Raw genomic sequence first — 23369 nt, 5'->3', positions numbered from 1 at the left:
GGGCTGAAATCAGCGCTTGGAAACCGGCACGTAGTCGCGCTTCGGGGCGCCGACATAGAGCTGGCGCGGACGGCCGATGCGCTGTTCCGGATCTTCGATCATCTCGTTCCACTGGGCGATCCAGCCGACGGTGCGGGCGAGCGCGAAGAGCACGGTGAACATGGTGGTGGGGAAGCCCAGCGCCTTCAGCGTGATGCCGGAGTAGAAGTCGATGTTCGGGTAGAGCTTCTTCTCGATGAAGTATTCGTCGGTCAGCGCGATGCGCTCGAGCTCGATCGCCACTTCCAGCATCGGATCGTCCTTGATGCCGAGCTCGCCGAGAACCTCATGCGTCGTCTTCTGCATGATGCGGGCGCGCGGATCGTAGTTCTTGTAGACGCGGTGGCCGAAGCCCATCAGGCGGAACGGATCGTTCTTGTCCTTGGCGCGGGCGACATATTCCGGAATGCGCTCGACCGAGCCGATTTCCGCGAGCATGTTCAGCGCCGCTTCGTTGGCGCCGCCATGCGCCGGGCCCCAGAGGCAGGCAATGCCGGCCGCGATACAGGCGAAGGGGTTGGCGCCCGAAGAGCCGGCGAGGCGGACCGTCGAGGTGGAGGCGTTCTGCTCGTGGTCGGCATGCAGGATGAAGATGCGGTCCATGGCGCGGGCAAGCACCGGGTTGACCACGTAGTCCTCGCAGGGAACGGCAAAGCACATGCGCAGGAAGTTCGACGCATAGTCGAGGTCGTTCTTCGGGTAAACGAAGGGCTGGCCGATATGGTACTTGTAGGCCATGGCGGCGATCGTCGGCATCTTGGCGATCATACGCAGCGAAGCGACCATGCGCTGGTGCGGATCGGTGATGTCGGTCGAGTCATGGTAGAAGGCGGAGAGGGCGCCGACGCAGCCGCACATGACGGCCATCGGATGGGCGTCGCGGCGGAAGCCGGTGAAGAAGCGGCTCATCTGCTCGTGCACCATGGTGTGGTGCGTGACGCGGTAGTCGAAGTCGGCCTTCTGGGTCTTTGTCGGCAGTTCGCCGTACAACAGAAGGTAGCAGACTTCGAGGAAATCGCCGTGTTCGGCCAGCTGCTCGATGGGATAGCCGCGGTGCAGCAGAACGCCTTCGTCACCGTCGATATAGGTGATCTTCGATTCGCAGGAAGCCGTGGAGGTAAAGCCGGGGTCGTAGGTGAAGGCGCCGGTATGTTTGTACAGGGTGCCGATGTCGATTACATCGGGGCCGATCGTCCCGGATCGCGTCGGCAGTTCGACTGTCTTGCCATCGATCGATACACCCGCGCTTGTTCCTGTCATAACGATCCTCCGTTGTTTCAAATGGCGGCACGAGGTTGTGCCCGGCCCATGAACATGCTCGTTTTGCTAGCCCATTTACGGTGCCCTGCCAAGCGATACGAAAGGCAAATTGTGCATTGCGGAAATGGACTTTCCGGCAACGCAATATCTACCCTTTCCGGGAAGTTGCAAGCAACCTTTGAGAGTGTCCTTCAAATTATGGAGGTGGCATCCTTTCTGTCTGGCTTAGCAATTGCGAAGCATCTGACGGTTGAAGATTTCTCCGTTCGATTGCACAATCGCATGGAGGGAACGGGGCCGGGGACATGGCCAAGGTGGAAGTCGCCGAGCGGGAAGACATGTCCGAGGCCGATGCCTTCCGGACAACACTTCCCGATGCCGTCGCGCCAGCCGCGCCAGGCCCGACAGGGCGGCGTCCGACGCTTTCGGCGCGCCTGCGCCATGCCGCTTTCCGCTTCGGGCATCGCGCCTTCGGCCGGCAGAACCTCGCCGAGGCCTTTGCGCAGGAGCGGGCGCATGGCCACTTCTTCCTCTTCGTTCCGGTCTTTCTCGGCATGGGGGCGGCGCTCTGGTTCGCGGCCGCATCGGATCCGCCGCTCCGCGTCCTGATCCTGCTTCTCTGCGTGACGCTCTGGCCTGCCTTGCGGCTCAGGCATCGCGAGGACTGGATCGCGCTTGCGGCCGGCGCGGCGTTCCTCGTACCGGCGGGCATGCTGCTTGCAGCGCTCGAAAGCGCGCGGCTGAATACGGTCGTTCTGGACGCACCCGTCACGAGCGAGATCGGCGGCCGGGTGCTGGCGCGGGAAAGCGATGCGCGCGGGGCCATTCGCTATCGCATCGCGCTGGAGGCAACGCGCGATCCGGTGCTGAAACGCGCACCCGGCGTGGTGACCGTGCTTGCGCGCAGCCGGCATGAGCCGGTCGCGATCGGCGGCGGCATAAACGGGCGAGCGCGTCTCAACCCGCCCTCCGGGCCCGCCCTTGCCGGGCTCAACGATTTCACCTTCGACGCCTATTTCGCGGGTACGGGCGCCATCGGCTATTTCTACAGCGCGCCGACGGCGGTCGTGGCCGGAGAAAGCGGTTTCGAGGGGCGTATCCGGGAGACGATCGCGGGCTGGCGCAACAACCTCACCGAGCATATCCGCAGCCGCATCGGCGGCGATGCCGGCGCGATCGCCGCCGCGCTCGTGACGGCAGAACAGCGCGCGATCGACGAGGACACGGTCGAGGCTCTGCGGCAGGCGGGACTTGCCCATGTGCTTGCCATTTCGGGGCTGAACATGGTGCTGGCGGCCGGCATCTTCCTGGTCGGCGCACGCGGGCTCCTGGCGCTCATACCGGGGTTCGCCGAACGCTATCCGACGAAGAAGATCGCGGCCGCGGGTGCGCTCGTCATGGTGACGCTCTACATTCTCGTTTCGGGCGGCGCGATCTCGGCGGTGCGCTCCTGGATCATGATCTGCGTCATGCTCGTCGCCGTGCTTTTCGGCCGTTCGGCCATCAGCCTGCGCAATGTGGCGCTTTCGGCGATCATCATCCTTGCGGTGACACCGTCGGCCATCACCAATCCGGGTTTCCAGATGTCCTATGCGGCAACGCTCGGCCTCGTTGCCGGCTATGCCGCCTGGCGGGAGCGACCGGCGCGGCAGGAGGGGCGGGGAGGACCGTTCCAGCTTTTCGGCGGGGCGGTGGGCCGCTTCCTCGGCGGACTGCTTCTGTCCTCGCTGATCGGCGGCGTTGCGACGCTGATCTATTCCGTCGGCCACTTTCACCGCATTCCCGCCTATGGGCTCGCCGGCAATCTGCTGGCCATGCCTGTGATCAGCGCCATCGTCATGCCGTTCGGCCTCATCGCCGTGCTGCTGATGCCCTTCGGTCTCGACGCCATTCCCTTCGCCATCATGGGCAAAGGCATCGAATGGATGATCGCGCTGTCGAACTGGGTGGCCGGCTGGAAGGGGGAGATCGTGACGGGCCGCATTCCCCCGCTCGCCTTCCTGCTGATCGGTCTCGGCGGCGGCCTTGCCTGCCTGCTGCGCACGCGCCTGCGGCATGCCGGGACGCTGCTCGTGCTGTTCGGCGCCGGCCTTGCGTTCTGGCCAGGCGGCGCGGCGCCGGAAGTGCTGGTATCGGAAGACGGGCGTCTCGTCGCCATCCTTGAGAACGACAGTGCCGCAACGAACCGCGCCCGGCCGACGGACTTCATCTACGATCAATGGCGCCGCGCGCTTCGCCTGAGCGGCCACCGGAAGCCTGAGCTGCGGAAGACCGCCGGACTGTTTCGTGAAGAAGCGAACGCCGCCGACGGTGCAGGCGAAACTGCCAGGGATGGGAAGCGGCCGCGCCGGAAGGCGGACCGGCAAAACGCCCTGGCCGCCATGACGGACGCGTTCGCCACGGCCGGAAAGACGCGGGCCTTCGTCTGCGAGGCGAAAGCCTTCTGTGCTGCGATATCGCCGAGCGGCTGGCGGATCGTCACGCTGGAAGACACCGCGTTTCTCGGCACGGCCTGCGACAATGCCGATCTCGTCGTCGTGCCGTTTCCGTTGCGGATCGATGCGTGCCGTTCAGGCGCGCGACTGGTGACGGCTCGCCACTTGCGGCGAACGGGCGCACTGGAAATCAGACCTGCCGACGCGGGGCAATCGGCTGACGCGGGTACGGGTGTATCCGCGCGCCTGTCTGCCGCTCCTCTGTCCTCCGCCATCGTGACCCCCGCGGTCGAAACGCTCGACCGGCCCTGGGCGCGACATCGCGCCTATGACTGGCGCACCGGCAGTTTCACGCCGGCGGTGGCGGCTCAGTTGTAGCGGCGGATGAGGCCGACGAGCTTGCCCTGGATCTTGACGCGATCCGGCCCGAAAATGCGGGTTTCGTAGGCGGGGTTGGCGGCTTCGAGCGCAATGGAGGCGCCCTTGCGGCGGAAGCGCTTCAGCGTTGCTTCCTCGTCATCGACGAGCGCAACGATGATCTCGCCGGGATTGGCGCTACTGGCATTGCGGATGATGACCGTGTCGCCGTCGAGAATGCCGGCCTCGATCATCGAATCGCCCTTCACTTCCAGGGCGTAGTGGTCGCCGCTGCCGATCATCTCGGCGGGCACGGTAATGTCGTGGGTATTGTTCTGGATGGCCGAGATCGGCACGCCGGCGGCGATGCGGCCCATGACCGGCACGGAGACCGAGGAGGACATCTCGACCGCAGAAGGCGCACTGCGCTGCACGGGTGCGGGCGCCGCCGGCTGCTTGCCACGGCTGCCTTCGATGACGGAGGGCGAGAAGCCGCGACGCGGCTGCAGGCTCGGCGAATAGGCGTCCGGCAGCTTGATGACTTCAAGCGCGCGCGCCCGGTTGGGCAGGCGGCGGATGAAGCCGCGCTCTTCGAGCGCGGTGATGAGGCGATGGATGCCAGATTTGGAGGCGAGATCCAGGGCATCCTTCATCTCGTCGAAGGACGGAGGAATGCCGGATTCCTTCATACGCTCGTGAATGAACAGGAGCAGTTCCTGTTGTTTGCGCGTCAGCATGGCCTCTCCACCGAGAATCGTGAAACAAATCCAGAACATACACTATCTGTTCCATATGTGTTCTGCAAGAGGCCGCTGAAACAATAATACTGTTCAGGCGGCGGGATCGCGCAGCAGGAGGACCGTGCAGGGCGCGCCCGCCGAGGCCGCAGGGGCATTGGGGGGACGAACCAGCAGACCTTCGGCTTTCGCGAAGACCTGCATCATGGAAGAATCCTGCTTGTCGAAGGGCGTGACCGTCAGGTTGCCCGCCGGGTCGAGCGCGATTCGCGCCCGCACATAGTCCTGCCGATGGTCGTTTTCCTTGAGCGGCACGGCGGCCACGGCCTGCCGCAGCCGGTTCTTCGGCGGCAGATGGGCGAGGCGGCGGACCAGCGGTTCGAGGAAGAGATGGGCGCAGACGAGGCTGGAAACGGGATTGCCGGGAAGGCCGACGAACTGCACGGGGCCGAGGCGGCCGACCATCAGGGGCTTGCCGGGGCGCATGGCGATGCGCCAGAAATCGAGTTCCATGCCGGCCTCGCCGAGCACCGGCTGGACGAGGTCGAAATCGCCGACCGAAGCGCCGCCGAGCGTGACGAGCACGTCGATGTCCTGCGCCAGGGCCTTGCGCACGGCCGCAAGCAGGGCCTGCTTGTCGTCGCCGACGATGCCGAGGTCGATGATCTCCGCGCCCGCGGCCCGCGCGATGGCCGAAACGCCATAGGTGTTGGAGGCGATGATCTGGCTGGCGCCGGGTGGCGTGCCCGGCGGCACGAGTTCGTCGCCGGTCGCCAGCACGGCGATGCGGGGGCGGGCATAGACGGCAAGATGGGCATGGTTCATCGCGGCCGCGACCGTCAGGCGGCCGGCATCGAGCACGTCTCCGGCCTTCAGCACCACGTCGCCTTCGGAGAAATCCTGGCCGCGCGGGCGGATATGCCGGCCTTTCGGCGTGAGGAACGTCGTGCGGATGCGGCCGTCCTCGAGGACTTCGGCATCTTCCTGAAGAAGAACCGTATCGGCAAAGGCGGGCAGCGGTGCGCCGGTGAAGATACGCACGGCCTCGCCCCGCCCGGCGGTGCCCATGAAGGCATGGCCGGCGGCCGAGGTGCCGGCGACCGTGAGGATCGCGCCGCGCTCGGCGATGTCGGCGTGACGGACGGCGTAGCCATCCATGGCGGAATTGTCGAAGGGCGGCTGGGTGAGGCGGGCGGCGACGTCCTCGGCGAGCACGCGGCCTTCCGCCTCGTGCAGCGCAACCGTCTCCACCCGGCGAACCGGCTTCGCCGCCGACAGCAGGCGCTCTAGGGCGTCGGCGACGGGCAGGAGGGCCATCAGGCGTCTTCCCGCTTGTAGTCGCCCGAACGGCCGCCGGATTTTTCCCGGAGGCGCACGCCGCCGATTTCCATTTCGCGGTCGGCGGCCTTCGCCATGTCGTAGACGGTGAGGCAGGCGACGCTGACGGCCGTCAGAGCCTCCATTTCCACGCCGGTGCGGCCGGTGAGCTTGGCCATGGCCTCGACCCTGAGGCCGGGAAGCGCACGGTCCTCGCGGATCTCCAACGCCACCTTGGTCAGCATCAGCGGGTGGCAGAGGGGGATGAGGCTTGCCGTCTGCTTGGCGGCCATGATGCCGGCAAGGCGCGCCGTGCCGATCACGTCGCCTTTCTTGGCATCGCCCTTGAGGATGAGGTCGAGCGTCGCCGGCGCCATGCGGATGAAGCCCTCGGCGACGGCGATGCGCACCGTCTCGGCCTTGTCGCCGACATCCACCATGTTGGCTTCGCCGGAGGCGTCGATATGGGTGAGCGTGCGGCCGTCGTCGGCCATCATTCCGCCGCCAGCATGCCGGCGTCGCCGGTGAGCAGTTCGCGCGTGGCGGCCGTCACGTCGTCCTTGCGCATCAGGCTTTCGCCGACGAGGAAAGTGGAAATGCCGACCTTGCCGAGGCGCGCGCAATCGGCATGGGTGAAGATGCCGCTCTCGCCGACGAGCAGCCGGTCGTCCGGCACCATGCCGGCCAGCTTTTCCGAGACGGCGAGGTCGACGTCGAAGGTGCGCAGGTTGCGGTTGTTGACGCCGACGAGCTTGGACTTGAGCTTCAGCGCGCGTTCCATTTCCTCTTCGTCATGCACCTCGATCAGCACGTCCATGCCGAGCGAGAAGGCGGCGTCTTCCAGCATCTTCGCCGCGTCGTCGCCAAGCGAGGCCATGATGAGGAGAATGCAGTCCGCGCCCCAGGCACGGGCTTCCAGCACCTGGTAGCTGTCGAACATGAAATCCTTGCGCAGCGCAGGCAGCGCGCAGGCTTCGCGTGCGGCGGTCAGGAATTCCGGCGCGCCCTGGAAGCTCGGCGTATCCGTCAGCACGGAGAGACACGCCGCGCCGCCCGCCTCATAGGCCCTGGCGAGCGCCGGCGGATCGAAGTCCGGGCGGATGAGGCCCCTGGAAGGGCTTGCCTTCTTGATCTCGGCGATGAGGCCGAAACGGCCTTCGGCCTTGCGGTCCCTGAGGCTGGCGAAGAAGCCGCGCGGCGGCTCCTGGTCGCGAATGCGGGCGCGAAGCTCGGCAGGGGCGACGCGCGCCTTGGCGGCGGCGATTTCCTGCAGCTTGTAGGCTTCGATCTTCTTCAGAATGTCGGTCATGGCCAATCCTACTCCGCCTGGCCTTCGTTGGAAACCGCTACGAGACGTTCCAGCGCGGCGCGGGCGCGGCCGCCTTCCAGCGATTCGGTCGCGCGCTTCATGCCGTCGGCCAGCGTTTCCGCCTTGCCGGCGACGACGATCGAGGCGGCGGCATTGGCGAGCGAGATATCGCGATAGGGCATATGCGCGCCGCCGAGCACGGACAGGAGAGCGGCGGCATTGTGCGCGCCGTCGCCGCCGCGCAGATCGTCGAGCGTGACTTGTGGCAGGCCGAAATCGGCCGGCGTCAGTTCGAAGGTGCGGATCTTGCCGTCCTCCAGCGCCGCGACCTGCGTGGTGCCGGTCGTGGTGATCTCGTCGAGGCCTTCACCATGCACGACCCAGATGCTTTCCGAGCCGAGGTCGCGCATCACCTCGGCGATCGGCACCAGCCATTGCGGCGAGAAGACACCGAGCAACTGCCGCTTGACGCCGCCGGGATTGGAGAGCGGACCGAGCAGGTTGAAGATGGTGCGCGTGCCGAGTTCGACGCGCGACGGGCCGACATGCTTCATCGCGGGGTGATGCAACTGCGCGAACATGAAGCCGAGGCCGGCATCGTGCACGCAGCGGGCGATTTCGGCGGGGCCGATATCGAGCTTGACGCCGAGGCAGGACAGCGCGTCGGCCGTGCCCGACTTGGAGCTGAGCGCGCGATTGCCGTGCTTGGCGACCGGAACGCCGGCGCCCGCGACGATGATCGCCGCGAGCGTGGAGATATTGTAGGTGCCGGCACCGTCGCCGCCCGTGCCGACGATGTCCATGGCGTCGGCCGGCACGTCGACCGGCAGCATGCGGGCGCGCATGGAGCCGACGGCGCCGTAGAGCTCGTCCACGGTCTCGCCGCGCACGCGCAGCGCCATCAGGAAGCCGCCGATCTGCGAGGGCGTCGCCGCGCCCGACATGATGATCTCGAAGGCGCCGCGGGCCTCTTCCCGGTCGAGCGCTTTGCCGGCGGCGACCTTGGCGATGTAGGGTTTCAGGTCGGACATGCGGTTCCTTCTTCCCTTATTGCCGCGCCATGCTCTGTTCGGCGAGCGCGCGGTTGATCGAGACGCCGTAGGTGGCCTGCAGCGCGTTCACCATCTGGTCGAGGATGTCGTCGCCGCTGGTGCGGGCGAGGGCCGCGATCTGCTGCTCCTCGTTGGAAAGCGCGTCGGTGGTCGCGTCCGCGTTTACGTCCGTCACCTTCAGGAGAATCTGGCCTTCGCCATCGACGCCGGGCGCCGCGGCAATATGGCCGAGCGGACCGCCAAAGGCCGCTTCGACGGCGGCGGGGCTGAGGATCGGGTCCTGCGCGCCACGGTGCAGGCCCGTCTTGTTCTCCACGACCATGCCAAGCTCGGTGGCGATGGCGGCAAGATCGCCGCCCTTGCGCACGCGCTCGGCCAGCTCTTCCGCCTTCTTGGCAAGCGTCTGGCGCTGCTGTTCGGCCGTCCAGTCGGCGACGACGCGTTCGCGCACTTCGTCCAGCGTGCGGTCGTGATCGGGGATCACGTCGAGAACCTCGAACCAGGCATAGCCTTCGCGCCCGACATTGAGCGGCTGGGTTTCCATGCCGACATCCGTCTTGAAGACCTCGCCGATAAGGGCGGCCTTTTCCGGCAGACCGTAGACTTCCTCGCCCTTCTGGTCGTTGCCCTGGGCATCGGCCGCTTCGACCGTCACGGCCTTGAGGTTGTTCTTGGCGGCGGCCTCGGCGAGCGTCAGGCCTTCTGCGCGGCTGTCCTCGATGCGGTCATGCACGGCGAGAATACCATTGGCGGCCTCGGTGAGCGCAAGCTCGTTGCGCAGCTCTTCCTTCACCTCGTCGAAGGTCTTCAGGTTTTCCGGACGGATGTTGGTGATGCGCAGGATGATCGGTCCGAAGGTGCCATCGATGACCGGCGTCGTGCCGCCATCGGCTGCGACCGCGAAGGCGGGCTCGGCCAGCTTCTGGTCCGGCACGTTCGCCTTGGTGAAGTCGCCGAGCAGCACGTCGGTGGAGGTCTTGCCTTCCTCGGTGACGAGGGCGTCGAAGGTGGTGCCGGCGGCGAGCTTGGCGGCAGCGGCGTCCGCGGCCGCGCGATCCTTGAAGGTCAGCTGCTCGACGGTGCGTGTTGCCGGCGTCCGATACTTTTCCTTGTTCTTCTCGTAGTCGGCCTTCAGCGCCTCGTCGGTGATGGCGGCCGTGTCCATGATGTCCTTCGGCTCAAGCGCGACATAGACGAACTTGCGGTATTCCGGCGCGCGGTACTTCGCCTTGTTCTGTTCGAACCAGGGCGCGAGCACGTCGTCGGCAGGCGCCTTCACCGGGTCGATATTCGCATTGCTCAGCAGAAGGAAATCGATGGTGCGCGCCTCCTTGCCGTATTGACGCAACGCCGCCGTCAGCACGTCGGGCGCCTTGTAACCGTCGGTGACGGCTTCCACGACCTGCGTGCGGATCGCAGCCTGGCTGCGGTTGTTGATGTAGTCGTTTTCCCGCAGGCCGGCATTGCGCAGTACGGCCGAGAAGGCCGTGCGGTCGAACTGGCCGTTGACGCCGCGGAAGTTCGGATCGTCGCCGATGAGCTGGGCGAGGCGTCCCTCGGACAGGCCAAGGTTCATGTCGCGCGACAGCTGGTCAAGCGCCGCGCCGGCGGCAAGCTCGGCAAAAACCTGGTTCTCGACGCCGACGGCGCGGGCCTGTTCGGCATTCAGCTGCATGCCGAAGCGTCGCGACAGGGCTGAGATCTGGTTCAGATAGGCAAACCGGAAGTCCGTCGGCGAGACCTTGACGTCGCCGACCGTGATGACGGCGTTCGCCGTGCCGGTGACGAGGAAGCCCGAAACGCCCCAGACTGCGAAGGAACCGACCAGTACGATCATCAGGGCTTTTGCCACCCAGGTCTGGGAAGCGCGTCTCAGGGCGTCGAGCATCGTCTAAATTTCCTCATATCGTCGGCCGTGCGGCCGGAAACCGTCTCTTAACGGAAAGTTTGCAGGAATTGAAGTGGAGAGCGCGCGTGCCTCATCCTGCAAAATCATGGTTGCCGCAAAACGGCCGGCATTTGGCGATTTCCTTTGCCGGCAAAAGATTTTTTTCTGAAATTATTGGCATATTCCGGCTGAATTCCACTGTCATAATTTGAAAATTCGTGTTCCGATGAGGGTTCGCTTCGATGAGTCCGTCGCGAAGCCAGGGGGAGGGAATAAAAAGGTGGAATCCACGATCGTCATGATCAACCTTTTCGGCGCGGTCGCGCTGCTGCTCTTCGGCCTTGCGCTGGTGAAAGACGGCGTGACGCGGGCCTTCGGGGTCAAGCTGCGCTCGGGCCTTGCGCTCGGCACGCGCGGGCCGTTCCGCTCCTTCTTCGCCGGTTTCGCCGCGACTGTCGCACTGCAGAGTTCGACCGCGACGGCGCTGATGATCGCCTCCTTCGTGGAAAAGAATCTGGTGCGGGCGCGCATGGCGCAGATCGTGCTGCTCGGCGCCAATGTCGGCACGGCCGTTACCGCCTGGCTGGTGGCGACGGGCATCGAATCGATCTCGCCCTTGATCATCCTCGTCGGCGTCGTTCTCTACAAGTCGTCGAGTTCCACGGCCCGGCAGGGGCTTGGATCCGCACTGGTCGGCATCGGCCTGATGCTGCTGTCGCTGCATCTTCTCAGCCTCGCGACGGAGCCGATGCGTCAGTCGCCGGCGCTGGCGGCCTTCCTGAAGCTGCTTGACGGCGCATGGCCGGCGGCGCTCGCCTTCTCCACCGTGCTTGCCATCATTTCCTCCTCCAGTCTCGCGGTGGTCGTGCTCATTCTGTCGCTGACGGCGATGGGCATTCTCTCGCCAGCCCTGACGGTCATTCTCGTTCTCGGCGCCAATCTCGGCGGCGCCGTGCCGCCCGTCATCGCGACGATGAAGGCCGCCGCCTCGGCGCGGCGCGTGACGCTCGGCAATCTCCTGGTGCGCGGGGTCGGCTGCCTCGTCGTCCTGCCTTTCGCCGGACAGATCGCCGATCTCCTGGCGCGCCTGCCGCTCCCGGCGGCCAAGCTGCCCGTCGACGTGCATCTTGTCTTCAACCTGGCGGTCGCGCTGGCCATGTGGCCGCTTTCCGGCGCGCTGTCGCGCCTGATGGAAAAGCTGGTGCCGGAGGAAAAGCAGCCGGAAACCGGGCCGAAATATCTCGACGACACCGCGCTTTCGAGCCCGGTCGTCGCGCTTTCGGGCGCAACACGCGAGGTGCTGCGCGTCGGCGACCTCATCGAAGCCATGCTGATCCGCACCATGCGGGCCTTCAACGACAACAACATGGCCCCGATGAAGGATATCGGCGAACTGGAACGCCAGGTCGACGGCCTGCAGCAGGAGGTAAAGATCTATCTGTCGCGCCTCGGGCGGCAGGGCGTCTCCGGTGAATGCGCGGCCCGCTCCATCATCATCATCGACTACGCGATCAATCTCGAACATGTCGGCGACATCATCGAGAAGGGCCTGCAGGAGCAGGTGCGCAAGAAGATCGCCAACGGGCTGAAATTCTCCGACGACGGCTACAAGGAACTCGCCAACCTCTTCAACCTGACGATCGAGAACCTGCGCATCGCCCAGACGATCTTCGTGACGCGCGATTCCGGCCTTGCCCGCCAGTTGATGGAGGTGAAGGTGGACGTGCGGCGCATGGAGAAACAATCGTCCGAACGGCATCTGGAGCGGCTGCGCGACGGCCGGCTCGACAGTCTCCAGACGAGTTCGCTGCATCTCGACATGCTGCGCGACCTGAAGCGCGTCAACGCCCATCTCGTTTCCGTCGCCTATCCGATCCTCGACGAAAGCGGCCTTCTCACCGAGAGCCGGCTGCGCAGCAATAGCGGTTGAGCCCCCGAGAAATCCCTTTGTCTGCATCCGTGCCTTTTTGCTAAGGAACGGCATCGAATACGGATGAACGAGGGATTCTCATGACCGCAGACCGAACGCAGCGCACGTGCCTGGCCGTGATCCTGGCCGCCGGCGAAAGCACGCGGATGAAATCCTCGCAGTCGAAGGTGCTGCATCCGGTGGCCGGCCGGCCGATGATCGCCCATGTCGTCGATGCCCTGGCAAAGGCCGGCATTTCCGACATCGCGCTCGTGTTGGGCCGCGACGCGGAGAAGGTGGAGGCGGCGGCGAAGAACGCGGCCGTCGAAAGCTCCGTGCATATCCAGACGGAACGGCTCGGCACAGCCCATGCCGTTCTCGCCGCCCGCGAGGCGATAGCCAAGGGATATGACGACCTCCTCGTCGTCTTCGGCGATACGCCGCTCATCACCGAAACGCCGCTGATCGCCGCCCGCGAGGGACTTGCGGCCGGCGCCGACGTTGTCGTCATCGGTTTCGAGACGGCCGATCCGACCGGCTACGGCCGCCTCATCGTGGAGAACGGCGCGTTGCTGGCGATTCGCGAGCACAAGGATGCAAGCGAAGCCGAGCGGGCCATCACCTATTGCAATGGCGGCCTGATGGCGATTTCCGGCCGGAAAGCCCTCGACCTCATCGGCCGGATCGGCAATGCCAATGCGAAGGGCGAATACTATCTCACCGACATCGTCGAAGTCGCGCGCGCCGCCGGCGGGCGGGCCATTGCCGTCGAGGCCCCCGAAGAGGAATTGACCGGCTGCAACACGCGCGCCGAACTGGCGGTCATCGAACGCCTCTGGCAGCAGCGGCGTCGCCGCGACATGATGATCGACGGCGTTTCCATGATCGCGCCGGAAACCGTCTTTCTTGCCTATGACACGCAGATCGGCCGCGACGTGACGATCGAGCCGAATGTCGTCTTCGGCCCCGGCGTCACCATCGAGAGCGGCGCGGTCATCCATTCCTTCTCGCATATCGAGGGCGCGCATGTTTCGGCCGAGGCCGAGATCGGTCCCTATGCCCGCCTGCGGCCGGGCGCCAATCTCGGCGTCGGGTCGAAGGTCGGCAACTTCACCGAGGTGAAGAAGGCGGAGATCGGCGCCGGCGCCAAGGTCAACCATCTCAGCTATATCGGCGATGCCTTCATCGGCGCCCATACCAATGTCGGCGCCGGCACGATCACCTGCAACTACGACGGCATCAACAAGCATGTGACGCGAATCGGCGAGAACGCCTTTATCGGCTCGAACACGGCGCTGGTCGCCCCCGTCACGATCGGCAATGGCGCCTATGTCGCCTCCGGCAGCGTGATCACGGCCGATGTGCCCGACAATGCGGTCGCCTTCGGCCGGGCGCGGCAGGAGAACAAGGAAGGGCGGGCCGTGCTCATCCGCGCACGCAACCAGGCGATCAAGGACGCGAAGAAGAAGGCAGCGAAATGACCGAGTGGGCGCGCCCACGTTAACGCTTGCAATCGAAAGTGAGCGTGGTCGTGTTGCACTGCGGGGAAAAAGCTCTACGAAGGCAGCTAGTCGAATCCCCCGAAGGAAGCGGAGCAGCCCATGTGCGGAATTGTCGGTATCGTTGGAAACCAGCCTGTTGCGGGCCGGCTTGTCGATGCCCTGAAGCGCCTTGAATATCGCGGCTACGATTCCGCCGGCGTCGCCACCATCGTCGACGGCAAGCTCGCCCGTCGCCGCGCCGAGGGCAAGCTGTTCAACCTGGAGAAGCGTCTTGCCGAAGAGCCGCTCGACGGCACGATCGGCATCGCCCATACCCGATGGGCAACGCATGGCGCGCCGACCGAAGGCAATGCCCATCCGCATTTCGTCGATGGCGTCGCCGTCGTGCACAACGGCATCATCGAGAACTTCTCCGAGATCAAGGACGAGCTGACCGCCGGCGGCGCGACCTTCACCACGCAGACCGACACGGAAGTCGTCGCGCAGCTCATCGCAAAGCTCCTGCGCGACGGCCTTGGCCGCCGCGAGGCCATGCATGCCATGCTGCGCCGCGTCACCGGCGCCTATGCGCTGGCCGTGATCTTCGAGGATGACCCGTCGACCGTGATGGCGGCCCGCAATGGCCCGCCGCTCGCCATCGGTCATGGCCGCGGCGAGATGTTCCTCGGTTCCGACGCCATCGCGCTCGCCCCCTTCACCAACGAGATCAGCTATCTCGTCGATGGCGACTGGGCCGTCATCGGCCGGGACGGCGCCTTCATCTTCGACATGGACGGCAATCGCGTCGAGCGTCAGAAGCAGATCTCGTCGGCCGCCGCCTATCTCATCGACAAGGGCAACCACCGGCACTTCATGGAAAAGGAAATCCATGAGCAGCCGGAAGCGATTTCCCATGCGCTCAGCCGCTATGTCGATTTCGTCACGCAAACCATCCGCCCGGTTGCCGGCGACATCGATTTCGCGACGGTGCCGAACCTTGCCATTTCCGCCTGTGGCACGGCCTATCTGGCCGGTCTCATCGGCAAATACTGGTTCGAGCGCTATGCGCGCCTGCCGGTGGAGATCGATGTCGCCTCCGAATTCCGCTACCGCGAAATCCCGCTGAACCCTGCCTCGGCCGCGCTCTTCATCTCGCAGTCCGGCGAAACCGCCGACACGCTGGCGTCGCTGCGCTATTGCAAGGAGCACGGCCTGAAGATCGGCGCCGTGGTCAATGCCAAGGAATCGACCATCGCGCGCGAATCCGATGCCGTCTTCCCGATCCTTGCCGGGCCGGAAATCGGCGTCGCCTCGACCAAGGCCTTCACCTGCCAGCTTGCCGTGCTTGCCGCTCTCGCCATCGGCGCCGGCAAGGCGCGCGGCACGCTGACGGAGGCTCAGGAGAAGGACCTGGTCCGCAATCTCGCCGAGATGCCGCGCATCATGGCAAGCGTGCTGAACACCATTCAGCCGGCCATCGAACAGCTTTCGCGTGAACTCTCCAAGTGCAAGGACGTGCTCTATCTCGGCCGCGGCACCAGCTATCCGCTGGCCATGGAAGGCGCGCTGAAGCTCAAGGAAATCTCCTATATCCACGCCGAAGGCTATGCCGCAGGCGAATTGAAGCATGGTCCCATCGCGCTGATCGACGAGAACATGCCGGTCATCGTTATCGCGCCGCATGACCGCTTCTTCGAGAAGACCGTGTCGAACATGCAGGAAGTCGCCGCGCGCGGCGGGCGCATCATCTTCATCACCGACGAGAAGGGCGCGGCAGCCTCCAAGCTCACGACGATGGCGACGATCATTCTGCCGCATGTCGACGAGATCATCGCCCCGATGATCTATTCGCTGCCGATCCAGCTTCTGGCCTATCACACGGCCATCTTCATGGGCACCGACGTCGACCAGCCGCGCAACCTTGCCAAGTCCGTGACGGTCGAATGATCGTCCGGCCGGAGCGCGACGGGGATATCGATGGCATCCGCACCCTGACGGAGGCGGCGTTCAAGACGGCGGCGCATGCCGACGGCACGGAACATATCATCATCGATCGCCTGCGCGCCGCCGGCGCGCTGACGCTTTCGCTGGTGGCGGAAGCGGACGGCGTCCTCGTCGGGCATGTCGCGTTCTCTCCGGTCACCGTTTCCGACGGCAGCCCGGACTGGTACGGTCTCGGCCCGATTTCCGTCGATCCCGCCCGGCAGGGCGAGGGCATCGGCGGCAAGCTGGTGCGCGCGGGGCTGGAGCAATTGAAGGCGGTGGGCGCTGCCGGCTGCGTTCTGCTCGGCGATCCCGCCTATTACAGCCGCTTCGGTTTCGCAGCGGATCCGAGGCTGACGCTGGATGGCGTGCCGCCGGAGTATTTCATGCGTGTGGCGTTTTCACCGGTTTACGGCGAGGGAACCGTTTCCTATCATCCGGGTTTCTACGGCTGAGCGGCCTCCCACGCTCGCCTCAAGCTGGATCGCCGATGACCGACCTCGTTCCCAGGCAGTCGCTTGCCATGCGACTGCGCAACAATTTCCTCACCGGCCTCGTCATCTGCGCGCCGATCGCCATCACCATATGGCTGACCTGGACCTTCATCCGCTGGGCGGATAGCTGGGTGAAGCCCTATATCCCCGCGCAGTACAACCCGGAAAACTACCTCCAGTTCGCCATTCCCGGCTTCGGTCTGCTGATCGCGCTGGTGCTGATCACCCTTGTCGGTTTCCTCGGCAAGAACCTGATCGGCCGCACGGTGGTGGAGTTCGGCGATTCGCTCTTCAACCGCACGCCGCTGGTGCGCACGGTGCACAAGAGCCTGAAGCAGATCTTCGAGACGGTGCTGAAGGACAAGGGCAATTCCTTCAACAAGGCGGCGATGATCGAATATCCGAGCCCGGGCCTCTGGTCGATCGTCTTCGTGGCGACGGATGCGCGCGGCGAGATCGCGACGAAGTTCCAGTCCATGGGCCGGGACATGGTCGCCTGCTTCCTGCCGCCGACACCGTTTCCGACAGCCGGCTTTCTCGTCTACGTGCCGCGCGAGAAGCTCGTCCCGCTCGACATGAGCGCGGAGGATGCCGCCAAGCTCATCATTTCGGTCGGTCTCGTCACGCCACCGGAAAAGACGCTGCAACTGGTCGAAAGCGACGAGCGCAAGGCCAGGGCGAAGGGCAAGAAAAAGGGCTAAAGCCTTTCCAGCCGAAGCGGAAACGCTCCGGGGACGCCGTCCCGAGGACGGGACGGCCCCGGGCGCCTAGTCCGCGACAGCCGCGTCCTCTTGCTCCTGCAGGAGGATCGGGTCGGTTGTCGCCGGAAGGCGGGACTGTTTTTCGGTGGTGACGACGCTTGCCGTCGTGATGGTCTTGTCGACCTTGGCGTCGGCCGAGGTCTTGTTGTGCCAGGCGCAATCGGCAAGGGCCGCGGATGCCGAAAGGCCGAGCGCTGCTGCGACGACGAGAACTGTCTTCATGGCATTTCTCCTTTTTCGCTGATGCGCTGCGAGTATGCGCCCCTGCGTCAAAGCCACGAAATCACGATTGTGTGGTCACCCGGCGCGCAGGAACCGGATCGCCTCGTCCCGGCGGTGAAGATAGAGCAGCGTGCGGATCGCCTCGCCGCGTTCGCTCGTCAGGTCCGGATCGCGTTCCAGCACATAGACGGCGTCCTTGCGGGCGATTTCCAGAAGGTCGCCATGGGCTTCGAGGCTGGCCACGAGGAAGCCCGGCGTGCCGGATTGCCTTGTGCCGAGAAGCTCGCCTTCGCCGCGCAGCTTCAGGTCTTCCTCGGCGATGCGGAAGCCGTCCTCCGTCTCGCGCAGGATGGACAGGCGCGCATGGCCGTTCTCGCTGAGCGGCCCCTTGTAGAGCAGGATGCAGCTCGACGCCTCCGCGCCGCGCCCGACGCGGCCGCGCAGCTGGTGAAGCTGGGCAAGGCCGAAGCGTTCGGCATGTTCGATCACCATGATGGAGGCATCCGGCACGTCCACGCCCACCTCCACAACCGTCGTTGCCACCAGAAGCCGCGTCTCGCCATTCTTGAAGGCCAGCATGGCGGCGTCCTTTTCCGGCCCGCTCATGCGCCCGTGCACGAGGCCGGCGGCGGGACCGAAGATGCTGGCGAGCGTCGCGTGCCGCTCCTCAACGGACATCAGCTCGCTTTCTTCCGTTTCCTCGACCAGCGGGCAGATCCAGTAAGCCTTCTTGCCCTCGGCGAGCGCCGCGCGCAGCCGGTCGACGATATCGCCGGTGCGTTCCTGCGGCACGACGACGGTCTGGATCGGCTTGCGGCCGGCCGGCTTTTCCGTGAGCTTGGAAACGTCCATGTCGCCGAAGGCGGCGAGAACGAGCGTGCGGGGAATGGGCGTCGCGGTCATGACGAGCATGTGCGGCGAGATGCCCTTGGCCGTCAGGCGCAGGCGCTGGTGCACGCCGAAGCGGTGCTGCTCGTCGACCACGGCAAGCACGAGATCCTTGTAGGCGACATTGTCCTGGAAGAGCGCATGCGTGCCGATGACCATCTGCGTCTCGCCGGAGGCGATGCGTTCGAGGATGGCGTCGCGCTCGCGGCCTTTGGTGCGGCCGGTCAGCACGTCGATGGTGACGCCCGCCGGCGCCGCCATGCGGGAAAGCGTTGCAAAATGCTGGCGCGCGAGGATTTCCGTCGGCGCCATCAGCACCGCCTGGCCGCCGGATTCGACGGCCGCCAGCATCGCCATCAGCGCCACCGCCGTCTTGCCGGCCCCGACATCGCCTTGCAGCAGCCGCAGCATGCGCTGCTCGCCGGCCATGTCCTTCAGCACCTCGGCAATGGCCGTCTGCTGGCTGTTGGTCAGCGAAAAGGGCAGGGCGTCGATGACCGGGCGACTGAGCGCACACGTGGCGTTCACCGGCCGGCCAGCCACCTTGCGCAGACGCTGGCGCACGAGGGCGAGCGAGATCTGACCGGCGAGGAATTCGTCATAGGCAAGGCGCCGGCGGGCCGGGGCCTGCGGATCGAGATCCGTCTCGTCGCGCGGATCGTGCAGGCGGTGGAAGGCATCGAAGGCGGAAGGAAAACTCTGCCGTTGCGCCAGCGTCGCATCGATCCATTCCGGCAGGTGCGGCACGCGTGTGAGCGCGGCTTCTACCGCCTTGCGCAGCACGCGCGCCGTCAGGCCCGCGGTCAGGCCATGCACGGGCTCGACCAGCGGCAGGTTGTCCGCCTCGCCGAGCCGGACCATGTAGTCCGGATGCACCATGGAGGGACGGCCGTTGAACCAGTCGACCTTGCCGCTCACCACCACGGTCTCGTCGATGGGCAGTGCCTTTTCCAGCCAGTTGCCCTTGGCGCGGAAGAAGGTGAGCGCCAGTTCTCCCGTCTCGTCCTGCAGGAAGACACGGTAGGGCATGTTCGCCTTGCCCGGCGGCGGAGGCTGATGGCGATCGACGCGGCCGGTGATGGTGACGATGACGCCCTGCTGCGCATTGGCGATGCCCGGCTGGTTGCGCCGGTCGACGATGGAGTGGGGGAAGTGGAAGACGAGGTCGATGACCCGGCAATCCTCGATGCTCTCGTGGCCGAGAAGGCGCGCGAAAAGATCGCCCAGCTTCGGGCCGATGCCGGGAAGCGAGGAGAGGGGGGCGAAGAGCGGATCGAGCAGGGCAGGTCTCATGGCGGGCAAAATCGCCGGAGATCATGCCTTTGGCAAGGCTGACAAGCGGCTTTTGCCGGTCTATAGAAGCGCCAACTGGACTGCGGCTTGGAAAGCGAGGACGATCATGACGGGAACGACACGCTCGAGCGCCGAGATCGACCCGCGGCGCAAGCGCATCCTTTTCCGCTGTTGGCACCGGGGCATCCGCGAGATGGACCTGGTGCTCGGCGCCTTCGCCGATGCCGAGATCGCCACGCTCTCCGAGGAGGAACTGGACGAACTCGAACGCATCATGGCCGAGGAGGACAACGACCTCGTGAAGTGGGTGACCGGCGAAAAGCCGGTGCCGGCCGAATTCCGCGATGGTCTCTTCCCGCGCATCGCCGCCTATCGCCCCGATTTTTCGCCGCTCTTCAAAGATACCAGCGCATGATCCCCGGATTCTCCCCTGAACGCATCGCCGCGGCGGGCCGGCCGATGACCATCGGCGCGGTCCCCTCCGGCGTCGAGCCGCTGATCCTTGCCGACCTTGCCCGCAAGACCGGCCCCGTCGCCTATGTGCTCTCCGACGGCCAGCGCATTTCCGACCTCGAACAGATGCTCGGCTTCGTGGCGCCCGACATTCCGGTGCTGACGCTGCCCGGCTGGGACTGCCTTCCCTATGACCGCGTCTCGCCCAGCGCCGAAGTGTCCGCCCGGCGGCTTTCCGCGCTGTCGGCGCTGATCGCGCACCAGAAGAAGCCGCATGCGGCCATCGTGCTCGTCACCGTCAATGCCATGCTGCAGAAGACGGCGCCGCGGCCGACCATCGAAAGCCTCGCCTTCTCGGCAAGGCCCGGCAACCAGGTCCGCATGGACGATATTGCCGCCCGGCTGGAGCGCAACGGCTTCGAGCGGGTCGCGACCGTGCGCGAGGTCGGCGAATATGCCGTGCGCGGCGGTATCCTCGACGTGTTCGTTCCGGGGAGCCTCGAGCCCGTTCGCCTCGATTTCTTCGGCGACACGCTGGAATCGATCCGGTCCTTCGACCCCGCCAGCCAGCGCACGACCGGCCAGGCGCGCTCCCTCGATCTCAACCCGATGAGCGAGGTGACGCTGACGCCGGAGACGATCTCGCATTTCCGCAAGCAGTATCTCTCTTCCTTCGGTGCGGCGACGCGCGACGACGCGCTCTACCAGGCCGTTTCCGAGGGACGGCGCTATGCGGGCATGGAGCACTGGCTGCCGCTGTTCTACGGCGGGCTGGAAACGGCCTTCGACTATCTCGACGGCTTTCGTATCGTCACGGACCATACCGTACGGGAGGCGGCTATCGAGCGCTCGCGCCTGGTGCGCGACTACTACGACGCGCGCCTTGCCTCCGCGACGCCCGGCAAGGGGCAGGTGGCGCAGGCCACGCCCTACAAGCCGGTGCCGCCGGGCCTGCTCTATCTCGACGCCGAACGCTTCGCCCGCGAGCTCGACGAACGCAACGCCATCCGGCTATCGCCCTTCAACGAGCATGAAGGCGAGGCGCGCCATGTGGAGGCCGTCGAGGCGCGCACCGGCATGCGTTGGGCGCGGCCGGCCGGCAGCGAGGATGCCGATGGCGCGCGCGTCAACGTCTTCGACCAGGCGGTGAAACACATTGCCGACAAGCGGGCCACCGGCGCCAAGGTGCTCGTCACCGGCTGGTCGGAAGGTTCGCTCGATCGCCTGCTGCAGGTGCTTGCCGAACACGGGCTCGGCAATGTCGTGCCCGTCGAGAAATTCGGCGATCTGCGCAAGCTGAAGCCGGGCGAGGCGGGATCGGCCGTCCTCAGCCTCGAAAGCGGCTTCGAGGCGGGCGATGTCGTCGTCATCGGCGAACAGGACATTCTCGGCGACCGCATGGTGCGGCGCTCCAAGCGGCGCAAGCGCGGGGCGGACTTCCTCACCGAGGTCGCCGGTCTCGACGAAGGCTCCATCGTCGTGCATGCCGAACACGGCATCGGGCGTTTCGTCGGCCTGCGCACCATCGAGGCGGCCGGTGCGCCGCATGCCTGCCTTGAACTCGTCTATGCCGACGAGGCCAAGCTCTTCCTGCCCGTCGAAAACATCGACCTGCTGTCGCGCTATGGCGGCGAGGGCACCGATGCGATGCTCGACAAGCTGGGCGGCGTCGCCTGGCAGGCGCGCAAGGCCAAGCTCAAGAAGCGCCTGCTCGACATGGCGAACGGGCTCATCCAGATTGCCGCCGCGCGCCTCGTGCGCCATGCGCCGGTGCTCGCCGCGCCCGACGGCGTCTATGACGAATTTGCCGCCCGCTTCCCCTATGACGAGACCGACGATCAGGCGAATGCCATCGACGCGGTGCGCGAGGATCTCGGCGCGGGCCGTCCGATGGACCGGCTGGTCTGCGGCGACGTCGGCTTCGGCAAGACGGAAGTGGCGCTGCGCGCCGCCTTCATCGCGGCGATGAACGGCGTGCAGGTCGCCGTCGTGGTACCGACCACGCTGCTCTCTCGCCAGCATTTCAAGACCTTCTCCGACCGCTTCCGCGGTCTGCCGATCCGCCTGCAGCAGGCGTCCCGCCTCGTCGGCTCGAAGGAACTGGCGCTGACCAAGAAGGAGCTTTCCGAGGGCAAGACGGATATCGTCGTCGGCACGCATGCGCTGCTCGGCAGCTCGATCAAGTTCGCCAATCTCGGCCTCCTCATCATCGACGAGGAGCAGCACTTCGGCGTCAAGCACAAGGAGCGGCTGAAGGAGCTGAAGAGCGACGTGCATGTGCTGACGCTGTCGGCAACGCCCATCCCGCGCACCCTGCAACTTGCCATGACGGGCGTGCGCGAACTGTCGCTGATCACCACGCCTCCGGTCGACCGCATGGCGGTGCGCACCTTCATCTCCCCCTTCGATCCGCTCGTCATCCGCGAGACGCTGATGCGCGAACATTATCGCGGCGGCCAGAGCTTCTATGTCTGCCCGCGCCTCAGCGATCTCTCGGAAATCCATGATTTCCTGCGGCAGGACGTGCCGGAGCTGAAGGTGGCCGTCGCGCATGGCCAGATGCCGGCGACGGAACTCGAAGACATCATGAACGCCTTCTACGAAGGCCGCTACGATGTGCTGCTGTCGACCACCATCGTCGAATCCGGCCTCGACGTGCCGACGGCCAACACGATGATCATCCACCGCGCCGACATGTTCGGCCTTGCGCAGCTCTACCAGTTGCGCGGCCGTGTCGGCCGGTCGAAGGTGCGCGCCTTCGCGCTCCTGACGCTGCCGGTCAACCGCACGCTGACGGGCATGGCGGAGCGCCGCCTCAAGGTGCTGCAATCGCTCGACACGCTCGGCGCCGGTTTCCAGCTCGCCAGCCACGACCTCGACATTCGCGGCGCGGGCAACCTGCTCGGCGAGGAACAGTCCGGTCATATCAAGGAAGTCGGCTTCGAGCTCTACCAGCAGATGCTCGAGGAGGCGGTCGCCGAAATCAAGGGTGACGAGGAGATTGCCGATAGCGGCTGGTCGCCGCAGATCTCCGTCGGCACGCCGGTGATGATCCCCGACGAGTACGTGCCGGACCTGCATCTTCGCCTCGGCCTCTATCGCCGCCTCGGCGAGATCACCGAGCTTGGCGACATCGACGCCTTCGGCGCCGAACTGATCGACCGGTTCGGGCCGCTGCCGCTCGAGGTGCAGCACCTCCTGAAGATCGTCTACATCAAGTCGCTCTGCCGCGTGGCCAATGTCGAAAAGCTCGATGCCGGGCCGAAGGGCGTCGTCGTGCAGTTCCGCCACAAGGAGTTCCCGAACCCTGCGGCGCTGGTCGGCTATATCGCCAAGCAGGGAACGATGGCGAAGATCCGGCCAGACCAGAGCCTGTTCCTCGCGCGCGAATATCCGACGCCGGAAAAGCGCCTGACCGGGGCGGCGCAGGTGATGACGCAATTGGCGGGGCTGGCGAAGCAGCCGACCTGAGAGCGGGACCGTCCGTCATC

17 protein-coding genes are annotated in these 23369 nt (G+C 65.7%); 8 read left to right on the top strand and 9 right to left on the bottom strand.

The features are described from left to right. Positions 1-9 precede the first annotated feature (9 nt). Positions 10-1299: a citrate synthase gene (gene gltA / locus V8U06_RS16425; protein ID WP_427141558.1), complete on the bottom strand. Its 1290-nt coding sequence runs from the start codon at positions 1297-1299 to the stop codon at positions 10-12. 305 nt (positions 1300-1604) lie between these two features. Between gltA and V8U06_RS16420 the strand changes: the two genes are divergently transcribed. Beyond that, positions 1605-4112 carry a ComEC/Rec2 family competence protein gene (locus V8U06_RS16420; protein WP_427141557.1) on the top strand — a complete coding sequence of 836 codons (2508 nt, stop codon included), beginning with the start codon at positions 1605-1607 and terminating at the stop codon, positions 4110-4112. Here V8U06_RS16420 and lexA read toward each other — a convergent pair. The 6 genes from lexA to V8U06_RS16390 form a co-directional block, all read right to left on the bottom strand. Then, on the bottom strand, positions 4103-4828 hold the full coding sequence (gene lexA, locus V8U06_RS16415) for a transcriptional repressor LexA (protein WP_427141556.1): 726 nt from the start codon (positions 4826-4828) through the stop codon (positions 4103-4105). The two genes, V8U06_RS16420 and lexA, sit on opposite strands and share 10 nt — an antisense overlap. A 93-nt stretch (positions 4829-4921) precedes the next feature. After that, positions 4922-6145 carry a molybdopterin molybdotransferase MoeA gene (locus tag V8U06_RS16410; RefSeq protein ID WP_427141555.1) on the bottom strand — a complete coding sequence of 408 codons (1224 nt, stop codon included), beginning with the start codon at positions 6143-6145 and terminating at the stop codon, positions 4922-4924. After that, positions 6145-6639 carry a cyclic pyranopterin monophosphate synthase MoaC gene (gene moaC / locus V8U06_RS16405; protein WP_427141582.1) on the bottom strand — a complete coding sequence of 165 codons (495 nt, stop codon included), beginning with the start codon at positions 6637-6639 and terminating at the stop codon, positions 6145-6147. The genes V8U06_RS16410 and moaC overlap by 1 nt, the downstream gene beginning before the upstream one ends. Continuing rightward, on the bottom strand, positions 6639-7454 hold the full coding sequence (gene trpC / locus V8U06_RS16400) for an indole-3-glycerol phosphate synthase TrpC (RefSeq protein ID WP_427141554.1): 816 nt from the start codon (positions 7452-7454) through the stop codon (positions 6639-6641). The genes moaC and trpC overlap by 1 nt, the downstream gene beginning before the upstream one ends. Positions 7455-7462: 8 nt before the next feature. After that, entirely contained in the window at positions 7463-8485 is a 1023-nt protein-coding gene (gene trpD / locus V8U06_RS16395) for an anthranilate phosphoribosyltransferase (protein ID WP_427141553.1), read from the bottom strand. Between the two features lie 16 nt (positions 8486-8501). Further along, positions 8502-10394, bottom strand: coding sequence for a SurA N-terminal domain-containing protein (locus tag V8U06_RS16390; RefSeq protein WP_427141552.1), 1893 nt, complete (start codon positions 10392-10394; stop codon positions 8502-8504). 280 nt (positions 10395-10674) lie between these two features. On the opposite strand from V8U06_RS16390, the gene V8U06_RS16385 reads away from it, so the two are divergent. From V8U06_RS16385 to V8U06_RS16365, 5 genes are all read left to right on the top strand, one after another. Beyond that, a complete protein-coding gene (locus V8U06_RS16385) occupies positions 10675-12324 on the top strand; it encodes a Na/Pi cotransporter family protein (protein ID WP_427141551.1) in 1650 nt (549 codons plus the stop codon). 80 nt (positions 12325-12404) lie between these two features. Next, a complete protein-coding gene (gene glmU / locus V8U06_RS16380) occupies positions 12405-13784 on the top strand; it encodes a bifunctional UDP-N-acetylglucosamine diphosphorylase/glucosamine-1-phosphate N-acetyltransferase GlmU (RefSeq protein WP_427141550.1) in 1380 nt (459 codons plus the stop codon). Between the two features lie 120 nt (positions 13785-13904). Beyond that, the gene (glmS, locus tag V8U06_RS16375; RefSeq protein ID WP_427141549.1) at positions 13905-15731 is read left to right on the top strand and encodes a glutamine--fructose-6-phosphate transaminase (isomerizing); all 1827 of its coding nucleotides are present in this window, start codon (positions 13905-13907) and stop codon (positions 15729-15731) included. After that, a complete protein-coding gene (locus V8U06_RS16370) occupies positions 15728-16222 on the top strand; it encodes a GNAT family N-acetyltransferase (RefSeq protein ID WP_427141548.1) in 495 nt (164 codons plus the stop codon). Before glmS ends, V8U06_RS16370 begins: the two co-directional genes overlap by 4 nt. A gap of 35 nt (positions 16223-16257) precedes the next feature. Continuing rightward, positions 16258-16962 carry a DUF502 domain-containing protein gene (locus V8U06_RS16365; protein WP_427141547.1) on the top strand — a complete coding sequence of 235 codons (705 nt, stop codon included), beginning with the start codon at positions 16258-16260 and terminating at the stop codon, positions 16960-16962. 66 nt (positions 16963-17028) lie between these two features. On the opposite strand, the gene V8U06_RS16360 is transcribed toward V8U06_RS16365, so the two are convergent. Continuing rightward, a complete protein-coding gene (locus V8U06_RS16360; protein ID WP_427141546.1) occupies positions 17029-17244 on the bottom strand; it encodes a hypothetical protein in 216 nt (71 codons plus the stop codon). A gap of 75 nt (positions 17245-17319) precedes the next feature. Further along, positions 17320-19425, bottom strand: coding sequence for an ATP-dependent DNA helicase RecG (gene recG, locus V8U06_RS16355; RefSeq protein ID WP_427141545.1), 2106 nt, complete (start codon positions 19423-19425; stop codon positions 17320-17322). Positions 19426-19531: 106 nt separating this feature from the next. Here recG and V8U06_RS16350 point away from each other — a divergent pair, with 106 nt between their 5' ends. Together V8U06_RS16350 and mfd are read left to right on the top strand one after the other, a co-directional pair. After that, the gene (locus tag V8U06_RS16350; protein ID WP_226919123.1) at positions 19532-19840 is read left to right on the top strand and encodes a succinate dehydrogenase assembly factor 2; all 309 of its coding nucleotides are present in this window, start codon (positions 19532-19534) and stop codon (positions 19838-19840) included. Next, positions 19837-23349: a transcription-repair coupling factor gene (mfd, locus tag V8U06_RS16345; RefSeq protein ID WP_427141544.1), complete on the top strand. Its 3513-nt coding sequence runs from the start codon at positions 19837-19839 to the stop codon at positions 23347-23349. Before V8U06_RS16350 ends, mfd begins: the two co-directional genes overlap by 4 nt. Positions 23350-23369 lie beyond the last annotated feature (20 nt).

This window comes from Shinella sp. G-2 (genome assembly GCF_050172695.1).
GTDB lineage: Bacteria > Pseudomonadota > Alphaproteobacteria > Rhizobiales > Rhizobiaceae > Shinella.
This window is presented reverse-complemented; position numbering and strand designations above follow the sequence as displayed.